General features: G+C 56.9%; 18 protein-coding genes. 11 read left to right on the top strand and 7 right to left on the bottom strand.

The window, feature by feature from the left end; genetic code table 11:
- Positions 1 to 417 precede the first annotated feature (417 nt).
- Positions 418 to 1,203 carry a meso-2,3-butanediol dehydrogenase gene (locus A0U94_RS05805; protein WP_077802761.1) on the bottom strand — a complete coding sequence of 262 codons (786 nt, stop codon included), beginning with the start codon at positions 1,201 to 1,203 and terminating at the stop codon, positions 418 to 420.
- A gap of 120 nt (positions 1,204 to 1,323) precedes the next feature.
- Here A0U94_RS05805 and A0U94_RS05800 point away from each other — a divergent pair, with 120 nt between their 5' ends.
- Positions 1,324 to 1,650: a YnfA family protein gene (locus A0U94_RS05800; RefSeq protein WP_077802760.1), complete on the top strand. Its 327-nt coding sequence runs from the start codon at positions 1,324 to 1,326 to the stop codon at positions 1,648 to 1,650.
- Positions 1,651 to 1,683: 33 nt separating this feature from the next.
- Here A0U94_RS05800 and A0U94_RS05795 read toward each other — a convergent pair whose 3' ends face one another.
- Together A0U94_RS05795 and A0U94_RS05790 are read right to left on the bottom strand one after the other, a co-directional pair.
- Positions 1,684 to 2,412, bottom strand: a complete 729-nt coding sequence (locus tag A0U94_RS05795; protein WP_077803872.1) for an ABC transporter ATP-binding protein — start codon at positions 2,410 to 2,412, stop codon at positions 1,684 to 1,686.
- Complete coding sequence (locus A0U94_RS05790) at positions 2,412 to 3,251, bottom strand: ABC transporter permease (protein WP_077802759.1); 840 nt, start codon at positions 3,249 to 3,251, stop codon at positions 2,412 to 2,414. The genes A0U94_RS05795 and A0U94_RS05790 overlap by 1 nt, the downstream gene beginning before the upstream one ends.
- A 238-nt stretch (positions 3,252 to 3,489) precedes the next feature.
- Between A0U94_RS05790 and A0U94_RS05785 the strand changes: the two genes are divergently transcribed.
- Positions 3,490 to 4,653: an acyl-CoA dehydrogenase family protein gene (locus tag A0U94_RS05785; RefSeq protein ID WP_077802758.1), complete on the top strand. Its 1,164-nt coding sequence runs from the start codon at positions 3,490 to 3,492 to the stop codon at positions 4,651 to 4,653.
- A gap of 68 nt (positions 4,654 to 4,721) precedes the next feature.
- Here the strand turns inward: A0U94_RS05785 and A0U94_RS05780 are convergent, their stop codons facing one another.
- The 4 genes from A0U94_RS05780 to A0U94_RS05765 all read right to left on the bottom strand — a co-directional run bounded on the left by A0U94_RS05780 (position 4,722) and on the right by A0U94_RS05765 (position 8,976).
- Positions 4,722 to 6,329 carry a rhodanese-like domain-containing protein gene (locus A0U94_RS05780; RefSeq protein ID WP_077802757.1) on the bottom strand — a complete coding sequence of 536 codons (1,608 nt, stop codon included), beginning with the start codon at positions 6,327 to 6,329 and terminating at the stop codon, positions 4,722 to 4,724.
- The gene (locus tag A0U94_RS05775) at positions 6,326 to 6,922 is read right to left on the bottom strand and encodes a cysteine dioxygenase family protein (protein ID WP_077802756.1); all 597 of its coding nucleotides are present in this window, start codon (positions 6,920 to 6,922) and stop codon (positions 6,326 to 6,328) included. Before A0U94_RS05775 ends, A0U94_RS05780 begins: the two co-directional genes overlap by 4 nt.
- 12 nt (positions 6,923 to 6,934) lie before the next feature.
- Complete coding sequence (locus tag A0U94_RS05770) at positions 6,935 to 7,741, bottom strand: class II aldolase/adducin family protein (protein WP_077802755.1); 807 nt, start codon at positions 7,739 to 7,741, stop codon at positions 6,935 to 6,937.
- Between the two features lie 140 nt (positions 7,742 to 7,881).
- The gene (locus A0U94_RS05765; RefSeq protein WP_077802754.1) at positions 7,882 to 8,976 is read right to left on the bottom strand and encodes an LLM class flavin-dependent oxidoreductase; all 1,095 of its coding nucleotides are present in this window, start codon (positions 8,974 to 8,976) and stop codon (positions 7,882 to 7,884) included.
- Between the two features lie 133 nt (positions 8,977 to 9,109).
- Between A0U94_RS05765 and A0U94_RS05760 the strand changes: the two genes are divergently transcribed.
- The 9 genes from A0U94_RS05760 to A0U94_RS05720 all read left to right on the top strand — a co-directional run bounded on the left by A0U94_RS05760 (position 9,110) and on the right by A0U94_RS05720 (position 19,255).
- Positions 9,110 to 9,994, top strand: a complete 885-nt coding sequence (locus A0U94_RS05760; protein ID WP_077802753.1) for a LysR substrate-binding domain-containing protein — start codon at positions 9,110 to 9,112, stop codon at positions 9,992 to 9,994.
- 58 nt (positions 9,995 to 10,052) lie between these two features.
- On the top strand, positions 10,053 to 10,781 hold the full coding sequence (locus tag A0U94_RS05755) for a peroxiredoxin-like family protein (RefSeq protein ID WP_338030058.1): 729 nt from the start codon (positions 10,053 to 10,055) through the stop codon (positions 10,779 to 10,781).
- Entirely contained in the window at positions 10,771 to 11,316 is a 546-nt protein-coding gene (locus tag A0U94_RS05750) for a flavin reductase (protein WP_077802752.1), read from the top strand. The genes A0U94_RS05755 and A0U94_RS05750 overlap by 11 nt, the downstream gene beginning before the upstream one ends.
- A 22-nt stretch (positions 11,317 to 11,338) precedes the next feature.
- On the top strand, positions 11,339 to 12,403 hold the full coding sequence (locus A0U94_RS05745) for an ABC transporter substrate-binding protein (protein ID WP_077802751.1): 1,065 nt from the start codon (positions 11,339 to 11,341) through the stop codon (positions 12,401 to 12,403).
- Positions 12,404 to 12,477: 74 nt separating this feature from the next.
- Entirely contained in the window at positions 12,478 to 13,398 is a 921-nt protein-coding gene (locus A0U94_RS05740) for an ABC transporter permease (RefSeq protein ID WP_244178090.1), read from the top strand.
- A complete protein-coding gene (locus tag A0U94_RS05735) occupies positions 13,392 to 14,177 on the top strand; it encodes an ABC transporter ATP-binding protein (protein ID WP_077802749.1) in 786 nt (261 codons plus the stop codon). Before A0U94_RS05740 ends, A0U94_RS05735 begins: the two co-directional genes overlap by 7 nt.
- A 141-nt stretch (positions 14,178 to 14,318) precedes the next feature.
- Complete coding sequence (locus tag A0U94_RS05730) at positions 14,319 to 15,260, top strand: ABC transporter substrate-binding protein (protein WP_077802748.1); 942 nt, start codon at positions 14,319 to 14,321, stop codon at positions 15,258 to 15,260.
- An 11-nt stretch (positions 15,261 to 15,271) separates the two neighbouring features.
- Positions 15,272 to 16,594 (top strand): LLM class flavin-dependent oxidoreductase, encoded by a 1,323-nt coding sequence (locus A0U94_RS05725; RefSeq protein ID WP_077802747.1) that lies wholly within the window; start codon positions 15,272 to 15,274, stop codon positions 16,592 to 16,594.
- A gap of 288 nt (positions 16,595 to 16,882) precedes the next feature.
- A complete protein-coding gene (locus A0U94_RS05720) occupies positions 16,883 to 19,255 on the top strand; it encodes a TonB-dependent receptor plug domain-containing protein (protein WP_244178089.1) in 2,373 nt (790 codons plus the stop codon).
- Positions 19,256 to 19,288: the final 33 nt, after the last annotated feature.

Genomic DNA, 19,288 nt, shown 5'->3' with positions numbered 1-19,288 from the left:
CTGTCGCTGTCATTGTCCCGATCGGCCAGCATGGCTTTGTGGTTCGGGACAGACAGCTTCTATCAGGGCGTCCGTAGCTTTGTTATTCGAGAGCCGCCCTGCGGTAAGGACAAAGCCGGGAGTGCGTCCCTGACTGTCGCATCGAGCGTGGATTTTGCTCGTAAAGCTGCTGCATGGTCGACCAGAAGCCTCCGAATGAGCTTCCCTTCTGCACCCGGATACTGTGAATAGGCACGGACTACGGTGCTGTTGATCATATGCTGCCCGTTATCGCCCATTCCTGATCCGTCAGATTACCTCGTGCCATACCTGCTCCATTACGCTGCCTCACCATGGCAATTAGCGAAACAGATCTTACCCAACACAAACCGCGGTCTTTTGGTAACGCGACCTAGATTGCACCTTACCGTTACAAGCTCAAGACATCGGGAACGGAGGTTGACCGTTAGAAGCCGTTACGCCCCCGTCTACCGGCATGATGAGGCCTGTAATATAGGCGGCATCACCGCTGGCCAGAAATGTGATCGCGGCGGCCATGTCTTCCGCCTCCCCCAGACGCTGTAACGGGACCCGGTCTTCAACGCTTTTCACGAAGGCTTCGTCCTTCACTGCCTCTGCCGTCATGGCCGTACGTGTGACGGAGGGGCAGATCGCATTGACACGCACACCATCTTTGCCGTGGTCCATGGCCATGACACGGGTGAGATTTACGACCCCTCCTTTGGCAACATCGTAATATGCCGTGTTCCAGTCCCCGCGCATGCCGGAAACGGAGGCAGTGTTGACGATATTGCCTTTGGTCGTGATCAACAGGGGAAGAAAGGTGCGGCTGACGTTCAGGGTGCCAGTCAGGGTCGTCGCGCAGACAGTGCCCCAGGTTTCCAGATCACAGTCCAGAACGGTGCCCATAGCCGTTACACCAGCATTATTCACCAGAACATCAAGCTGATGGAAGTGCTTTTTGACGAATGTGCAGAGCGCCTCAACCTGCTCCGGAACAGAAATATCTGTCAGTGATGCTACTGCGTATTTCGGGTCCAGCGTCTTCATGACGTCATCAAGTTTTACCCTGTCCCGGTCAACAAGCACGACATGCGCGCCCTCTCCGAGGAACCGGAGCGCCGTTGCGCGGCCAATTCCCGAAGCGGCACCCGTAACGAGGACTTTTTTACCTTCAAAGCGTGATAACCCATGGATAGGCATGAATAATGTCCCTGTGTTGCTAAGGACATAAAGTCTCGTCGTGGCGGATGGTTGCCAGGCGTTCTGCGAGCAGCTTTTACAGGCCTGACATACGCGAATTTGCCTTTTAGGATGCTGCCCATGGAATCATTCATTTTCTACGTTTGTGCAGCGGTAGCAGAGATCGCCGGGTGTTACGCCTTCTGGGCATGCTTCAGGATGTCTAAATCACCTTATTGGCTGATTCCCGGTCTCATTTCTCTGGTCATATTCGCTTTTCTGCTCACGCGCGTTGAAAGCGCGGAAGCAGGGCGCGCCTATTCTGTATACGGAGGGATATACATTCTCTTTGCGGTGCTCTGGATGTGGGGCGTGGAGGGCGTACGTCCTGACCGCTGGGACATTTTCGGACTGACTCTGTGTCTGGCAGGCGCCGCAGTTATTTTCCTCGCCCCCCATCGGGGATGATGGGTTTACGCTGACCTAACGCTGTGCCGGATTTCAGGAAGCGTGAACCCCAAGGGCATCGAGAAGCAGTGTCCGGAGGGCTTCGAATGCGGGATCGGCATGCCGTCTCGGGCGCGGTAGCGGAATAGAAACATCCACACGGATCCGGCCACGTTCCAGCACGACTGCCCGGTCCGCCAGAAGGAGCGCTTCGTCGACGTCGTGAGTGACGAGCAAAACTGCACAACGATGTTTTTCCCACAGATCCGCCACCAGCTGCTGCATTTTCAGACGCGTCAGCGCATCCAGCGCTGCAAATGGCTCATCCAGCATCAGAAAGGCTGGTTCCCGCACCAGCGCCCGTGCAAGTGCCGCACGCTGCGCCTCTCCCCCGGAGAGCGTGAGGGGCCATGCGGTTTTGCGGTGTGAAAGGCCGACTTCATCCAGAACGGTTTCCGCCCTCTGCCGGATGTCTTTGCCCTCCTGCCCCAGAACAACGTTTTTCCACACACGCTTCCATGGCAGAAGACGATGTTCCTGAAAAACAACCGAGACATCCCGAGGCCGTTTCACGGATCCTTCCGTCACCGGATCAAGGCCCGCAAGCGTTCTCAAAAGCGTGGATTTTCCCGACCCACTATGTCCCAGCAAGGCTACGAACTCTCCCGGTGCGATGGCCAGATCCAGTCTATCCAGTACGGGAGCCCCGCCATTGAACCGCTTTGTCAGTTGCTCAACGATAACAGCAGTGCCGCGTCCGATTTCCTCCTCTGCCCTCTTCATCATGCCTGCTGCCCTTTCCTTCTGTCCGGGCGCCATGCAAGTAGTGCAGCTTCGAGAAAGCGGACGATCTGGTCGGACAGCAGGCCCAGCATGCCGTAAACCAGCAGACCGACGAGGATGATATCTGTACGAAGGAAATCCTCAGCATCCATCATCATGTGACCGATGCCGCTTTCCGCGTTGACCTGTTCGGCTACGACGAGCATCAGCCACGAAACGCCAACCGCGTAGCGCAAACCTGTCAGGAAGTCCGGCAGGGCGCCGGGGAGAAATACATCTTTGATGGTCTGCCAGCGCGTCAGGCCCAGCGTTGAGGCCATTTCCAGCAGTTTGGGGTCGATGGTCCGGATGCCTTTGTGAAGGTTCAGGTAGATCGGGAATGTCGCTCCAAGAGCCACAAGCAGGACCTTCGGGGTCTCACCAATTCCAAACCAGAGAATGAACAGAGGCACCAAAGCGAGCGCCGGCAGTGTCCGCAGGATCTGCAGCGGCGCATCGACAATGTCTTCTCCCAGGCGGGACAAACCGGAAATGAGAGCGAGTACGACACCTGTGCTGATGGCAATGCCCAGACCGCTCACCGCCCTTAGAAGCGAGACACCCAGATTGTAGGGTAACGTCCCGTCGCGCAGAAGCGACCAGCCCGTCACGGCAATCTGCGCGGGTGACGCCACCAGCCGCGTTGAAATCATTCCTGACGAGCAGGCAAGTTGCCAAAAACAGACAAGCAGAAGCGGAGACGCATAACGCCGTACAAAAACGAGCTTTTCCAGAGTGAGCTTCTTTTTTCGGGAGTCTCCCGTCTTGTGTGTTCCTGTCAGGGTGATGGTGTCTGACATCGGGTTAACTCCCACAGGCGGTATGTTGAGAAAACCGTTTTCCAGCTTCCGGGTCCGAATGTCAGGTGAGTATTCTCAATGCTTCTGTTTGACGGGATTTGATTGTCTCTGCCTTAATGGAGCGGCACGATGCGTATGTTCCTGTCATTTCCGCTGGCCCGGATCTCAAAAAAAACATTCGACCAAGACGGTTTCTGTTCCTGACAGACAGGTAAAATTGGAAGAGCGGAGATCCGCCATGGGTGACATTCCTTTTTCAGAAGCAGCCGGCTCTTCATCTTTGGATGACGTTCTCGAAAATCTGGCAAAACTTTTTGCAAAGCGTGCCTCACAATATGATCGGAGCGGCAACATCTCGACAGAAAACCTGCGTGATCTTCAGGATGCAGGCTTACTGTCTCTTGCTCTTCCAAAATCCGCGGGTGGACAGAATATCTCCCTTCAGACCATCGTGCAGATCGTCAGTCGGCTGGCGCAGGGTGATCCGTCTACAGCCCTCATCCTGGCCATGCAGTATCTCCAGTCAGGCTCATTCGCACACTCATGCCTGTGGTCGGATACGGTGAAGCAGGAAGTCTTCGAGAGCATTCAACAGGAAGGCGCACTCATTAATGCCCTTCGGGTCGAGCCGGATCTCGGAACGCCCGCCCGTGGCGGCCTGCCAGCGACCACAGTCCGTCGGCAGGGAAATACATGGCGCCTAAACGGCCGCAAAAGCTTTTCAACGGGCTCAACCGCGCTGCACTGGGGCATTGTCTGGGCCAGAACAGATGAAACCGAGCCGCGGGTAGGCCCCGTTCTGGTTCCGCTGGATCTGCGGGGCGTGCGGATAGAGAAAAGCTGGCATCAGCTCGGCATGCGCGCCACAGGGAGTCACACGATCATTTTCGATGATGTTGAGGTTCCTGAGCGCTATCTGGGCCTGTTGACCACGCCTGCGACTTCTGGAAACAATCCGCTTGCAATCGTAAGCTGGCACGCCGTCGTTGTGGCTGCCCTGTATGATGGTATCGCGCAGGCCGCACGGGACTGGCTGGTGACATTCCTTCACCAGCGTGTTCCCGCGAATCTCGGCGCGCCCCTCGCAAACCTGCCACGCTTTCAGATTCTTCTTGGAGAAATTGATGCGCTCCTTCTGTCCAATACCGCCTTGATCGAACATGCAATCCGCCTGACGGAGCTGGGAGAAGAAAGCGAAGCAGCCGCTGGACTGGCCAAGCAGGTCATCACGGAAAATGCCATTGCGGCTGTCGGTAAAGCCGTCGCGGCCATCGGCAATCCCGGTCTCAGCCAGAATAACCCGCTGGAACGTCACTACAGGGACGTTCAGTGTGGAAGAGTACATACCCCGCAGGCCGACAGTGCTTTCCTTGCTGCCGGACGGAAAACCCTGGGGGTCTGAAACAGAAAGGCCCGACCACTTCGCAAAAAATGGCCGGGTCGCAACATTCTGCGCGGCTGAGGAAGAATTCAGGTGTGCTCCAGAACCCTGAAGCCGTGCGTTCCGTCTTTCTCGAGCTGGGCAACCAGTCCGAACTCCCAGTCCAGATAGGCCTGCATGGCCTCCGCTGCGTTATCCGTTCCCTCATAAGGACGCTTGTAGACGTCATTTGGAACAGAGAGAGCCGTCGCTTCATCAAGCCCTGTTTCAATCGGGTATCCCGCCGCCTTCCAGGCGTCTGTACCGCCTTTCAGAACCCGCACCCGCGCTCCTGTTTCGGTCAGATCCGGCGTAGCAAGATGTGCGGCGATGTCATCGGGAGACACCAGAATGATATCTTTTGCTTTCTGAATAACTGGCGAAGACACCAGATCCGGCCGAATCACGAAACGGGCCCCGGCGATATGATTTTTCCGGAAAACCGAACTGCTCGCCAGATCCAGAATGAGGGCCTGTGCATCTGCAATCAGACGCCCCAGTTCTTCGGCGGAAATGGTTTCCACCTTCGGTAAAGGCCGCGCAGGATGTGGCGCTTCCGAGCCTGTTTCTGACGGCAGGCTAGCCCATGAGATGAGAACATACACCTCATTCCAGCCGAGCTGTCTGAGCCAGTGAGCCGTCATGCGGGCACGGACACCATCGTCATCCGTCAGGACAATAGTCCCATGACGCACCCCGATCCATTCATCCGTAGCCTGAACAAGCTGCCCTCCCGGAGCACACCTGAAACCAGCCAGATGCCTCTTGGCGTATTCTTCGGGAGAACGCACATCCAGCCGATAGACCGTTCTGTGGGGATCTGACAGCAGGGCTTCAAGGCCGGGTTTATCGACATAACGAACTCCCGTTTTCCCGGCGAGATGTTCCGCACGGTTTCGGGCAGCTTCAAGATTGGGTTCTGAGATATCCGGCCCCGTCCTGTCCGCCCCATGTGCCAGCGACAGACCTTCGAGCGTCCAGCCGATGGTTCCATTACGCAGGGCATAGACGGGGTTGGGAATTCCAGCGTTGATCAGGGACTGGGCGCCGATGATGGAACGGGTGCGCCCCGCACAATTCACCACCACCGTTGTTTCGGGAGATGGCGCGATATCCCTGATGCGAAGAGCGAGCTCCCCCCCGGGGACCGAACGCCCTCCGGGAATGGACATCACATTGTATTCAATGAACCGACGGGCATCGAGAATGACCAGATCATCTCCCCGTCCAATCCTGTCATGAAGCTCCCTGGCCGGAAGCGACGGCGTATGGCGGACATGTTCGACCAGTTCGCCAAAAGCCTTGGACGGCACATTGACGTCAATGAAGATTTCTCCGCCTGAACGACGCCAGCCTTCCAGCCCATCCTCCAGTGCGGAAACATCCGTGTAACCCAGGACGCGGAGCAGACGGACCGCCTGCACTGTCCGCCCTTCCCCATTGTCATAGACGACCACAGGAACGTCTCTGCGCGGCACAAGTCCTGCAATCCGTTCTTCAATCCGTCCCAGAGGAAGATTAACCGCAAACAAGGGATGAGCCGAGGCAAACAAAGCTTCCTCCCGCACATCCAGCAGGGCGATTTCCGCGCCGCTTCTCAGTTTCGCCCGGACGGCTTCGGAAGTCGTCAAAGGCTGAAGACGGGTGATGCTGTTCATGCAGCTTTGCTCCTGGAGCGGTCCCAGAGATTTGGAACATCCTCACTCGAATATCCGGAAATGAAGGTCTTCTCGACGCCAGTGCCCTCTTCATAGACAGCGCGCGAAACACCGCCGATATTGGCGCCATAGACGTGAATGGAGATGGAGGTCCGATCCGCCAGAGCGTTGGCGACGAGGTGATAGTCGTTCACGCCCGGCAGCAGAAACGAGACCTCACCCGGTTCGAGATAGCCGGTCTCCCCTTTTGCGAAGGTTCCATCTTCGCGCCGGGTAAACTGCGTCTCGCTTTCCCTGCCCCGAAGCATGCCGATCAGCCCCCAGACACGATGATCATGCAGGGGCGTTTTCTGCCCGGACCCCCAGACGAAACTGACGACGGAAAAACGCTCCAAAGGATCACAATGAAGCAGATACTGGCTGTAGCGTTCCGGATGGGGCCGCGTATACGGCTCGGGCAGCCAGTCATCACGCGACACAAGCGTTTTCAGCAGTTTGGCTCCTGTCTTCTGGATTTCCACAGGAGTGGAGCGTTCGTCAAACAGCCCCGTAAAAAGGGTTACGAATTCGCGCAGGGGTTCAATGCTCGTCATGAATGGGGCCCCTCAGTCCAGAAATTCAGGCTCAAGGGCGACGATCCAGTCCCAGAGGGGCTGGAAAGAATAATAGGCTCCCTGCGCCGTTCCGACCTGACTGGCTGTCAGACGGGCAATTTCCGGTGCGATCGGCTTCAGGGGGCCTGCGGCCTGCGCCAGAAGCTGCGTGTGGGCTGCGTTGTCCATGGCCAGGAACCACCAGGCCACAGCCTCCACCGTTGGCCCTGCCGTCAGCAGGCCGTGGTTCTGCAGGATCAGAGCCTTCCGGCTGCCGAGTGTTGTGGCAAGACGGTCGCCTTCATTGTCATCCAGCACAACACCGCTGAACGGATCGAAAACGGCGTGGTCTTCGTAAAAGGCGCAGGAATCCTGCGTGATCGGCAGAAGCTCCGTTCCGAGCGCTGAAAAGGCCTTTCCATAGGTCGAATGTGTATGGGCTGCCGCGATGACATCCGGCCGCGCCCGGTGCAGGGCGGAATGAATGGTGAAGCCGGCCGTGTTGATCGGACGTTCGCCAATCAGGATGTTGCCTTCATGATCCACCAGTTGAAGATCGGAGACGCGGATCTGGGAAAAATGCACTGCCAGCGGGTTTATCCAGTACCGGTCTGGAAATTCAGGATCCCGGGCCGTTACATGGCCCGCCAGCCCCTGGTCAAAACCATATCGACCGAACAGCCGGAACGTTGCAGCCAGACGCTGCTTGCGGTGCAGCCGCTCTTCTTCAAAAGTCGCGGCTGGTTGTCTGGGCTGAAGGCGATGGCTCCGTGCGCGGACCTCCTGCAGGGAGGAGATTTTCTGTAGCGTGGCACTCATGACGATCTTCCTAGAAGTCAGTATCCGTGGCCAGCAGCCAGAAGGGAGTCCAGCGGCCGGCCGTGAAAAAATTCTCGATGTTCCGGATGATGATGGGGCGTTTTTTGACGGACCTGTCAGGAGAATGTCTGCCCAATGCCTCACGCAGCCTTTTGGCCGACGCGCTGGTCTTCTTTCGCCACCAACGCGCGAACACGCGGGAGCAGGTCCCGTCCATAGGCATAGGCATCGGCCAGCGGATCAAACCCACGGATCAGGAACGTCGAAATTCCCAGGCGATAATAGTCCAGAAGTGCTTCGGCCACCTGATCCGGCGTTCCGACAAGAGAGGTTGAATTCCCCTTGGCCCCCGTCAGTTCGGCGATGCCTGTCCACAACCGTTTGTCCAGCCGCGAGCCCTGCTTCGCCGCAGCCAGAAGCCGCCGTGATCCCTCATTCGGGATAACGGATGAGCGGGTATATCCCGTCTTGTCCTGAAGTTGCCGGGCCTGTTCAAGAATCGCATCCGCCTTTGCCCAGGCCGCCTCTTCCGTTTCCGCCAGAATCGGGCGCAGGGAGAGCGAAAAACGTGGCGGAGCGCGTCCGGCTTTTTCCGCTGAGGCCCGGACGCGGGCGATGGTTTCACGAACCTGTTCGTAGGTTTCACCCCACAGAGCATAGATGTCTGCCTGCTCACCCGCCACCGCAATGGCTTCCTCTGACGAGCCGCCAAAATAGACCGGGATCGCCTCCCCCTGATAGGGCTTCACCAGAGAACTGGCGCCTTTTACGGTGTAAAACCGGCCTGCATAATCAAAAGGTTCCTGACTGCCCCATTCTTTGCGCAAAATTTCCAGATATTCGCGTGTCCGGGCATAGCGGTCAGCCTTGGTTGTATGATCGCCATCCGCCTCAAGTTCGACATCGCTTCCGCCCGTGATGATATGCACCGCTGCCCGCCCGCGAGAAATCTGATCAAGTGTTGCGAGCTGACGTGCCGCCAGCGTGGGCGCCGTGAACCCGGGACGGTGCGCTACCATCAGCCCCAGATCCCGGGTACTGGCCGCCACGTGCTGCGCCAGCAGAATACTTTCGGGCGAATTGGAATGGAAAGCGATCAGCACACGATCAAAACGGCCATTTTCATGAATTTTGGCAGCAGTCTCGATATGGTCGAGATCGATGACGGGCCCTGAGGGGGTAATGGTTTCAGAATGATTCCGGCTGCTTACGAACCCAATGAATTCCACGGGCATGTCTGAACCCTCCAAATAAAACACGATTGACTATTGCATCTACGACATAGCACTCTCCATGCAGAGTACTTCCAACAAGAAACATAAAACACACACTTTTATATAGTTGTTTATCCCAACGTGGAGTGTCGCCATGTCCAGCCCTTCTCCCCCGCAACGCATGGCTCGCAATGTCCCTACCGAGCTTCTGCGTTCTTTTGTCGCGATCGTGGAAGCCGGGTCCATGGCACAGGCCACAGAGACCATTTTTCTGACCCAGTCAGCTTTGAGTCTCCAGATGAAGAGGCTCGAAGACGTCCTTCAACAGAAACTGTTCCGGCGTGACGGGCGCAAGCTGGTCCTGACCCCCGCCGGCGAGGAACTTGTGGCATACGCACGCCAGCTTCTCGCACTCAACGACCGGATCATGCACAAGCTGGGTGACGTCTCAGAGCCTGAGCCGATCACCATCGGGATGGTGCAGGATTTTGCCGACACACTGCTGCCGGATGTCCTTGCCCGTTTCCGGCTTGAACATCCCCGCTGCCGCCTGACAATCCGCGTTGGCGGGTCGGCGGAACTGCTGGAAATGTTTGATCGCTCCCGGCTGGATATCGTTCTGTGCCTTGGTCAGCACGGCGACCGCCCCAATTCGTCCTCACGCATTGTCGGCCATGACCGGATGGCCTGGCTGGGGGATCCGGGAACACTGGATCAGCCGGAAATTCCCCTTGTGCTTCTGGAACCACCCTGCCGTTTCCGGGAAGCGGCCCTTCGAACGCTTGCCAAAGCCCGCCGTGATTACCGGATCGTGCTGGAAACGCCGCATCTTCCTGCCATGCGGGCAGGCGTACGCAGTGGACTGGGCGCCAGCTGCCGGACGCGCCGCTTTGCCGCTGCCGAAGGACTTTCCATTCTGCCGCCGGGTCTTCTTCCGGAAGTCCCTGAAATCGAAACCGTCCTCGTCCAGAGGAACGGCATTCCCGACACAGCTCTGGATCTCGCGGACCTTCTCGAACAGGCCGCCTCGGATCAATGACGGGTCGTAAACTGTTCCATCAGGAAAACTCCTTGGCCTTCATGCTGCCCCATCACCCATGCTTGTCGGGTCCAGTTACCATCAGGGTCTTTCCAGCATGAGCACTCTTTCACCTCCTTCCCTGCAAAGCCGATACAGGAGCCTTGAGGCTGAACGACGTCAGACATGGCCTCCCGAAGACGTATCCCGAAATATTGCACAAAGGCAGGCCATTGCGCGTGACCACGCCCGAACCTCCCATGTCGAGGTTGGGGATGTTCTGCCGTACCACTCGTTCCTGGACGCGAGCGGAGCAGCGGTTTCTTTGGATGACCTGACCGCCTCCGGGGCAGCAGTCCTTGTTTTTTTCAGATTTTCAGACTGTTCCGCCTGCAACATCGCCCTTCCCTACTATGCCGAAACCCTAGCCCCCAGCCTTAAAACTGCCGGCATTCCTCTGGTCGCGGTTTCTGCACAACCCTTCCCTGTGCTGGAAGAGATAAGGACACGCCATGATCTTCCATTTCCCGTCCTGAATGACCCGGGACTGACGCTCGCGCGGATTTTGGGCATTACCTATGTTTTTGACGACGCGGCGCGCGATACCGCCCTGAGTAAAGGAGAACGTAGCCAAGCGTTGAATGGTACCGAAAGCTGGGAACTCCCAAAACCGACGATCCTTGTTCTGGAGCCGGGGCGCATCGTGAGCTTCGTGGAGATTTCGCCGGACTGGATGAACCGACCTGAAACAGAGACGATTCTGAAAGCGCTCGACCTCACGGACAAGGGCGTTTCCGATGCCGCATAACGCGATCGCCCGCTCCCTTGCCCGCGTTGAAGACGTACAGCCTGTGAGGCAGGAAGACTTCCGTGAGGCCATGAGCCTTCTGGGAGCGCCGGTTGTGCTCGTCACCACTGACGGTCCCGGCGGTCGACAGGGCCTGACTGTTTCAGCCATCAGCAGCGTCAGCGATACCCCTCCAACCGTTCTGGTCTGTCTTAATCGCAGCAACCGGTCCCATCAGGCTTTTCTGAAGAATGGTGTCGTGGGGATCAGTATTCTCTCCCCTGCCCATGACAGGCTTGCCTCTTCTTTTGCAAGCCGCTCGATCAGTGCAGACGAGAAGTTCTCCAGCGCCCCGTGGGTCACGGCAGAAACAGGGTCACCACTCCTCTCAGATGCTCTCGTCACGCTCGACTGTACCATTGAAGCCATACACAGCGCCGGGACACATGACGTCCTGTTCTGTGGCGTCAGAGCCATTACCACCAATTCCGAAGCTGAACACGGCCTGGCATGGTTCTCGCGAGGCTTTCATCACCTTCCGGTCAAACGTCCCTGACACTCCTGCAGGATCAATTCCGATGTCCATCACTCCATTCCCGTCCCGCCGCACTGTTCTGACGGGTTCTCTTGCAGGACTTGCTGTCTCGGGCCTTTTCCGGAACGTTCTTGCGCAGTCCGCAACGCCGATGGATATGAGCACCCGGTGTCAGGCTGCTGGCCCGGCGACGGTCGAACCCGTTCCGGGGCCGGCCCGCAAACTCACAATCGCCTGGAACGAAGCCTCGATCTGCACTGCTGCAGTGCCGGTTGCAAAGGCCAAGGGGTTTTTCAAAAAATACAATCTCGACATTGATTACGTCAATTTTGCCGGTGCCACGGATCAGCTTCTTGAAGCCCTGTCCACCGGCAAAGCCGATGGCGCCCCCGGCATGGCCCTGCGCTGGCTGAAACCCCTCCAGCAGGGTTTCGACGTCAAGCTGGTCGCAGGCCTGCATGCAGGATGCATGTATCTTATGACGACGCCCCCAACAGGGATCAAAACCCTGCCGGACCTGAAGGGCAAAACCATCGGCGTCACGGATATAGGCGGCCCCGACCGGAATTTTTTCAGTATCCGACTCAAAGAAGCCGGAATTGATCCTGAAACCGACGTCCAGTGGCGACAGTTTCCGGCCGATCTTCTGCCACTTGCCCTCCAGCGCGGCGATATTCAGGCCTTTTCGGATGCCGATCCGTTTTCCTACCCTCAGCGGCACCAGTTCGGCCTTATCGACATTGACAACAACATGAAAGGAGAATGGGCTAGCCTGTCCTGCTGCGTCATAGGCTTGCGCGGCAGTCTGGTCCGCAACGAACCCAAGGTCGCTGCAGCCGTAACCCGCGCCATTCTGGAAGCCGGTGCATGGCTCGCCTGCAATCCGGAAGAAGCCGCCACTATTTTTCAGCCTTACGCCCCCAGGGCAAACGCCGCAGATCTTGCAGCCATGCTGAAGATGCAGGGCCATCATCACCAGACACTGACGCAGGATTTCAGGCAGGAAATCGTCCGTTATGCCGATGCTCTGAAACAGGTGGGCGTTTTCCGCTCCTCCCTCGACAGTGAACGTTATGCAAAGCGCATCACACAGGATCTCTTCATCTGATGCAGAACAGCCAGACGATATCAGAGCCCACTAGAACCTCTGCCATCCGTACAAAGACCGGAAATCCAGGCCCTGTGCCCGCACCGTTCTGGAACTGGCTGGCTGGCCCTGCCTGGCTTCTGGCTGCACTGCTGACATGGAAGCTGCCGGACGGGGATGACTTCCCGGATACGGATCGGTTCGCTCTCCTGCTTCTTGCGGTAGGCCTGTGTCTCCTGATCCTCACGGCTACCAGACGCTTGAATGGGCTTGCCCCGTGGGCTCTGGCTCTGGGTCTCGGATTGGGCCTATGGGAAGTGGTGCAGGCCAAATTCCTTCTGCTTCCTCGACCATTTTTTGGAACACCGCAGGATTTGCTGGACGTTTTCCTGACAGACTGGAAACGTCTTGGAGACAGCCTCTTTCACTCCCTGCTCCTGCTTGCCATCGGGTATGCTTCCGGTTCTGTTCTCGGTATTATCACGGGCGTCGCATTGGGCAGATCGCATCACGTCCGCTACTGGGTGCGTCCGCTCATGCGACTGATCGGGCCTTTGCCGCCCGTCGCTCTTCTTCCCCTGACATTCGTGATCTTTCCTTCCACCCGTCTGGCTGGTGAAGTCCTCATGGCGCTCGCTGCTGGCTTTCCCGCCGCTGTTCTGACCTGGTCCGGCGTTTCGGCTGTGGATCCGGCCTATTATGACGTTGCCAGAACGATGGGCGCCAGCAATCGTTTTCTTGTCCTGCGCATCGCCCTCCCCGCCGCCACGCCGCAGATCTTCGTCGGGCTTTTCATGGGGCTGGGCTCGTCTTTCGCCATGCTGGTTGTGGCAGAGATGCTGGGTGTCAAGTCAGGCCTAGGCTTTTACATGCAATGGGCCCAGGGCTGGGCGGCTTATCCCAACATGTATGCCGCGCTTCTCGTTATGTCTGTGATGTGCACGACCCTGATGACGCTCCTCTTCAAACTGCGCGATCATTTCCTCAAATGGCAGAAGAACGGTCTCAAATGGTAATCTCACCTCATCCCGTTTCGCCCCTCGGCCTGACCCTGTCCCATATCAGCCATAGCTATGACATGCCTTCAGGAGCTCGCCCTGTTCTGGACGATGTCAGCCTTGATATTGCGCCCGGCGAGTTCGTCGCCCTGATTGGTCCTTCGGGTTGTGGGAAATCCACGCTCCTGCGTCTGGTCGCAGGGCTTGAAACACCCGACACAGGCGAGGTGCTGGCAGAGGACGTCCTGGTTACCGAACCGGATCCCAGCCGCATCATCATGTTTCAGGACCCGACGCTTTATCCCTGGCGGACAGTCCGTGGCAACATCTCTCTTGGACTGGATATCCGTGGAGAAAGAAATCCCGAAGCTGTTGCCGCAGCCATCCGTCTTGTGGGCCTTGAAGACTTCGCGAAAGCCTGGCCCCACCAGTTGTCCGGCGGCATGGCACAGCGCGTTGCGCTGGCCCGTGCCCTCATCAACAGCCCCCGTCTGCTCATTCTTGACGAACCTCTCGGCAAACTTGACAGCCTGACCCGCCTTGCCATGCAGACCGAGCTGTTCCGGCTGTGGAAGAGGCAGGGCTTTACGGCCCTGATGGTCACTCACGATGTGGAGGAAGCACTGCTTCTGGCATCGCGCGTCATTGTCTTCAGCCCGAGACCAGCCCGTATTCTGGCTGATATCCATGTGAACTGGCCGGAGCCGCGGCATCGCGAAAATCCGCGTCTTCAGGAGCTTCGCGCTCATATTCTTGAACAGCTTGAAACTGGAATTTCCAACATCGCTGCTGCCTGACAGACAGTCTGTCAAGCTGCGCCTTTTCAGCAGACCGGAAGACTATCAAATAATTCCAAATATACTGATAAAGCTAACTCGTTTTGCACCGTCTGCTTTCCCTGTTGAAATTGGTTATTCCTCTTTCAGCAAGGATCGCCCATGTCATTCAGTCGTCGTATCTTTCTTGCGGGTTTATCCTCAGCGGCTGGCGCAAATCTGCTTTCCGCCTCTCGTGCCCTTGCCGCAACGTCCCTGCATGTCGGCGACCAGAAAGGCGGGGCAAGAGCCCTCCTCACTGCAGCGGGCCTGACGGAGCGGTCGTCGGTGCCGTTGCAATGGAGCCTCTTTGCCGGTGCTCCGATGTTGATTCAGGCTTTGACGGCAGGTGCTGTGGATGTTGGCGTGATCGGAGATGCCCCGCTCGTTTTCGCACAGGCCGGCGGCAGCCCGATCAAAGCGGTTGCGGCCATCCAGACAGATGGCACGATGACGGCGATCGTCGTCCGTAAGGACAGCCCCATCCGTAGCGTACGCGATCTCAAAGGGCGTTCTGTCGCCACCCTGAAAAGCCAGACCGGACATTATCTGACGCTTGCAGCCCTCCGCGATGCAGGACTGCAGGATGATGATGTCCACTTCGTCTTCATTCCTCCCACAGCTGCAAAAATGGCCCTGCAAAATGGCAATGTCGATGCCTGGGCAACATGGGGCCCCTATATCGCAGACGCCAAGATTGATGACGGGGCGCGGGAAATCGTGAACGGGGGCCGCCTGATGAGTGGTCTGAGCTATGTTGTCGCAACGGATGAGGCGCTCCAAAATCAGCGGAACGCCATAGGCGCCTACAACCGCCTTCTCAGCGAGGGGCATCAGTGGATGCTCACCCATGCGGAGGACTACGCCGCCGCATGGGGCAAAGAGACGGGGCTATCCCTTCCCGTCGCGCACGAAGTCGTCCGGACCTCGATGGCAACCGTCGTGCCCATCACACCCGACATCATCAGGAAACAGCAGGGCGTCTCTGATTTTATGACCGCAACCAAAATGATCCCCGGATCGTGGAGCGCAAAAGCCGTAACCGATCCGGGCGTGGCCTTTTAGGAGACTTTTGCATGACGGCTTTACGCAGCACGCGCGCGCCCTTTGTTCTTGGGGCTTATTTTACGGGTTCAGCCACCAACGGAGATGCCTGGCGTGCGCCGGGTGAGGACACGGACGCCGATCTCTCGTTCGAACGTTATCGTGACTATGTCGCAACTCTGGAAAAAGGGCGCTTCGACGCCATTTTTCTTTACGACAACGTCCTGCCCGTCCCTGATCCTTCGCGTATTGCCCGCACTCCTGCCCTCGCGCGCTGGGACACTTTCACCCTGCTTGCCGCGCTGGCGGTTACGTCTTCTCATATCGGCCTGATCGGCACGGCCTCAACCACTTTCAACGAACCCTACAACATCGCGCGGCGTATCGCCTCTCTTGATGTGCTGAGTGGCGGAAGAGCGGGATGGAACGTCGTGACAGCTACGGGCGGCGGCGAAAATTTCAACCTCGTTTCCCATGTTGATCATGCTCTACGCTATGAACGCGCCCATGAATTTGTCGATGTCGTCAAAGGATTGTGGAAGAGCACCGAGACGGAAGCTTTCATCCGGGACAAACACACTGGCGTGTGGCTCGATCCCTCCCGCGTGCACCCCCTGAATCACAAAGGACGATTCTTTCAGGTCGCGGGGCCGCTCAATGCGCCGCCTCCCATTCAACACCCTCCCATTCTGGCACAGGCGGGTGCCTCAGGCGCGGGAAAGGAGCTCGCCGCGCGCATAGGCGAAGTCATCTATACTGCCGAATACGATATCGATGCCGCCCGCGCTTACCGCGCCGATGTTCTTGAGAGAGCTGCGCGTTATGGACGTGATGAACGGCATATCCGCATTCTGCCGGGTCTCGCGCCTGTTGTCGGAAGGACGGAAAGCGAAGCACGCGAAAAATTTGAGCGTTATCAAAGTTATCTCGACAAGGCCGATATCCTGCAGGCCATTTCATCCTATTCCAGCCTTGGGACAGACCTGTCCCAGTGGCCGGAAGACAAACCCGTCGAATTGGGTCTGGTCGAAGAAACCAACACCCACAAAAGCCGTCAGTCCCTGATCGTGGACTGGATCCGGAAAACGCGCCCCACAGTCAAAGACATCCTCCAGAATTTCACGCGCGGCGGACACCGCCTTCTGGTGGGAACTCCGGCGTCTATCGTCGATGAAATCGAGGAATGGTATCGCACAGGTGCCTGCGATGGTTTCAACATCATGTTCACATCCGCACCCGATGGAATCAATGATTTCGTGGAGCTCGTTGTTCCAGAGCTTCGAAGGAGAGGCCTAACACAACAGGCTTACAAAAGCAGAAATTTGCGGGAAAACCTGAAAATACCGTCTACATAAAACAATAATTTAAAACTCTGGTTTTTAATAAACTCATTTTACTTAAAAAAAGGATCAATCATATTGATTATACACTTACGAACTCACCCAAATATTTGGAAATTCGAAATGAAGGCTTCGTTCTCTATCCTTCGATGGAATAGACATGTGGCAGTCCCGTTAAGCCTCGTTTCCGGCATTCTGCCACCTGTGACAGGTTGGGCGCAGACTGTAAGGAGCACAACCGCCCAGACACCTGAAGCGGTAATCGTTACGGGTACACGATCTTCCGTCAAAGCCTCGAAAAGCATGTCTCCTATTGCCATTTTCACGGCGGCTGACCTGAAAAAAACCGGTCAGACCAGCCTGAAGAATGCTCTCGTGGCCCTTGATCCTTCAGCGAACAACACACCCGGCTATCCGGGGCAGCTTGGCTTCACTACCAAGACGATGTCTCTGCGGGGTCTTGGGGCGAATGAAACGCTCGTACTGGTCAACGGGAAACGTCGGCATACCATGTCGTCTGTTTTCTATGGGGGCGCCATGCAGGGGCAGTCTCCCGTCGATCTCGACATGATCCCGATGAGCGCCGTCGATCATATTGAAATCCTCAAGGATGGTGCGGCTGCCCAGTATGGCTCCGACGCCATCGCTGGCGTGATCAACATCATCCTCAAATCCGCAGATCACGGAGGTACTGTGGATGTCGGATATAACCAGTACGGCTCAAGCGTTGGGCCGCTAGGAGATTACGGCAAAGGCGGAAACCTGAATTACAATCAGGGCTTCAAAATAGGCCGGGACGGCTACCTGAATCTGACGGCAGAATTTGTCGGCAACCAGTCCACGAATTATGGTGGCTATGTCCCCAGGACGCAGGGTGGAAGCCCGGTTCTACTATATCCGCTCCTTGCTGATGGATCGCAGGATCCTCGGGAAAACGGTAACCGTTACCGCCAGATTTCAGGCAGTCCGGAGTCCGAGCGGCAAAGTGTGGCGTATAATCTTGAAATTCCCCTGAACGAGAAAATCCGGTTTTATTCTTATGCCACCTATACCCACCGCACGTCTTTCGTCGCCGCCTGGTACCGGCCGTCAAACTCCCAACAGAATATCATGAGTATTTATCCGGACGGCTATCTGCCGACCGATACGACTGAGGATAATGATTTCCAGTTTACGAGTGGGCTGAAAGGGGATGACTTCTTCGGCTGGCACTGGGACGGCAGCGTCAATTACGGTCGTAACGACAGCAGCATCGGCATCCAGAACACCATCAACAATTCGCTCGGCCCGGACAGTCCGCACAATTTTCACCTGCAATCTCTGGCGAACTCTGAGCTGACAGCGGATTTCGATATTCGTCATTCATTCCGGACAGGCCTCTTCAAAAACCCTCTTCAGGTCGCAGCCGGTATTGAATATCGCTACCAGCAGTACGAGGTTGACGCAGGTGAGCATTCAGCCTGGGCGGATGGCGGCTACATCAATCCTGCCAGCTACGTCTTCCCCAATGCGACTCCCGCCCTTCCCTTCGCATCCGGTCTGGGCGCAACCTCTCCCTCTCAGGCGGGCACCCATTCCCGGATGAATGGCGCTTTTTATCTCGATCTGACCCAGAAAGTGACGGACAAAATAACGGTTGCCCTTTCCGGTCGAGATGAACAGTACAGCGATTTTGGCAACGCACTGAGCGGGAAAGCTTCACTGCGTTACCAGGTCACGCCCTGGATCGCACTGCGCGGATCAGCCAGTAATGGCTTTCATGCTCCGACGCTCCAGCAGGAATATTACCAGAGCACGGCTCTTTATTATTCCATTCTGCCCAGCACCAACCAGCTCGTGCAATCCTATACGAACTACGCCTCCGTCACGAATGCTGGTGCACGGGCTCTCGGTGCAACGCCTCTCAAACCCGAAACCTCACATAATTTCAGTGCTGGCTTCGTTCTCACGCCTCTTAAACGGCTTGATATCTCTCTGGACGCCTATCGTATCGACATTTTCAACCAGATCGTTCCCATTTCTGTCTCCGGCGCAGGCGTTTCCGGCGCGACCGTACTGAATATCCTTCATCAGGAGGGTATCGTTCCGAACGACGGTCGCTACTACGGCTATACTTACGAACGGAACGCAGCTCATACCCGTGCCATGGGCCTTGACCTTCAGGCGCACTATCTCAGCAGTTTCGGACGAGCCGGAAGCGTTCTGTGGACTGTCATGATGAACCAGCAACAGCACCAGATCATGAGGGTCAATCCTCTGAACGTGAACCTGGGTTCTGGCGTTACGGCACTCTACCGCAGCCAGATCGGCAACATTACCGCGATTTATCCCCGCAATACCCTTCGTCTCAGCGGAACTTGGAACATAGACAACTGGAGCACGACCGTCCGGGTCTCACGTTATTCAAAAACTCAGCTCTGGAGCGATCGCGGGGCCGCTTATGATCAAACGGTAGCTCCCGCATGGTTGATGGACTTTGATGTGTCCTATACTTTCCCGAACCGTATCCGCGTTTCAGCAGGCGGCAATAATGTCTTCAACCACCGTCCACAGACCCTCAGCAAACTGGCGCAGGGTGCCCAGTCTCTCCTTCAGGTGAACCCGAACTACAGCTATGCTTCAGCATATGGGCTGGATGGGAGCTATTTTTATGGGCGTGTCAGTTATTCATGGTGAAACCCAGAATGACCGCGTGAAGCTGATACCTTG

Origin of the sequence: Gluconobacter albidus (assembly GCF_002005485.1) — a bacterium.
GTDB lineage: Bacteria > Pseudomonadota > Alphaproteobacteria > Acetobacterales > Acetobacteraceae > Gluconobacter > Gluconobacter albidus.
The sequence above is the reverse complement of the archived record's forward strand: the minus strand, read 5'-3'. Positions and strand labels throughout refer to the sequence as shown.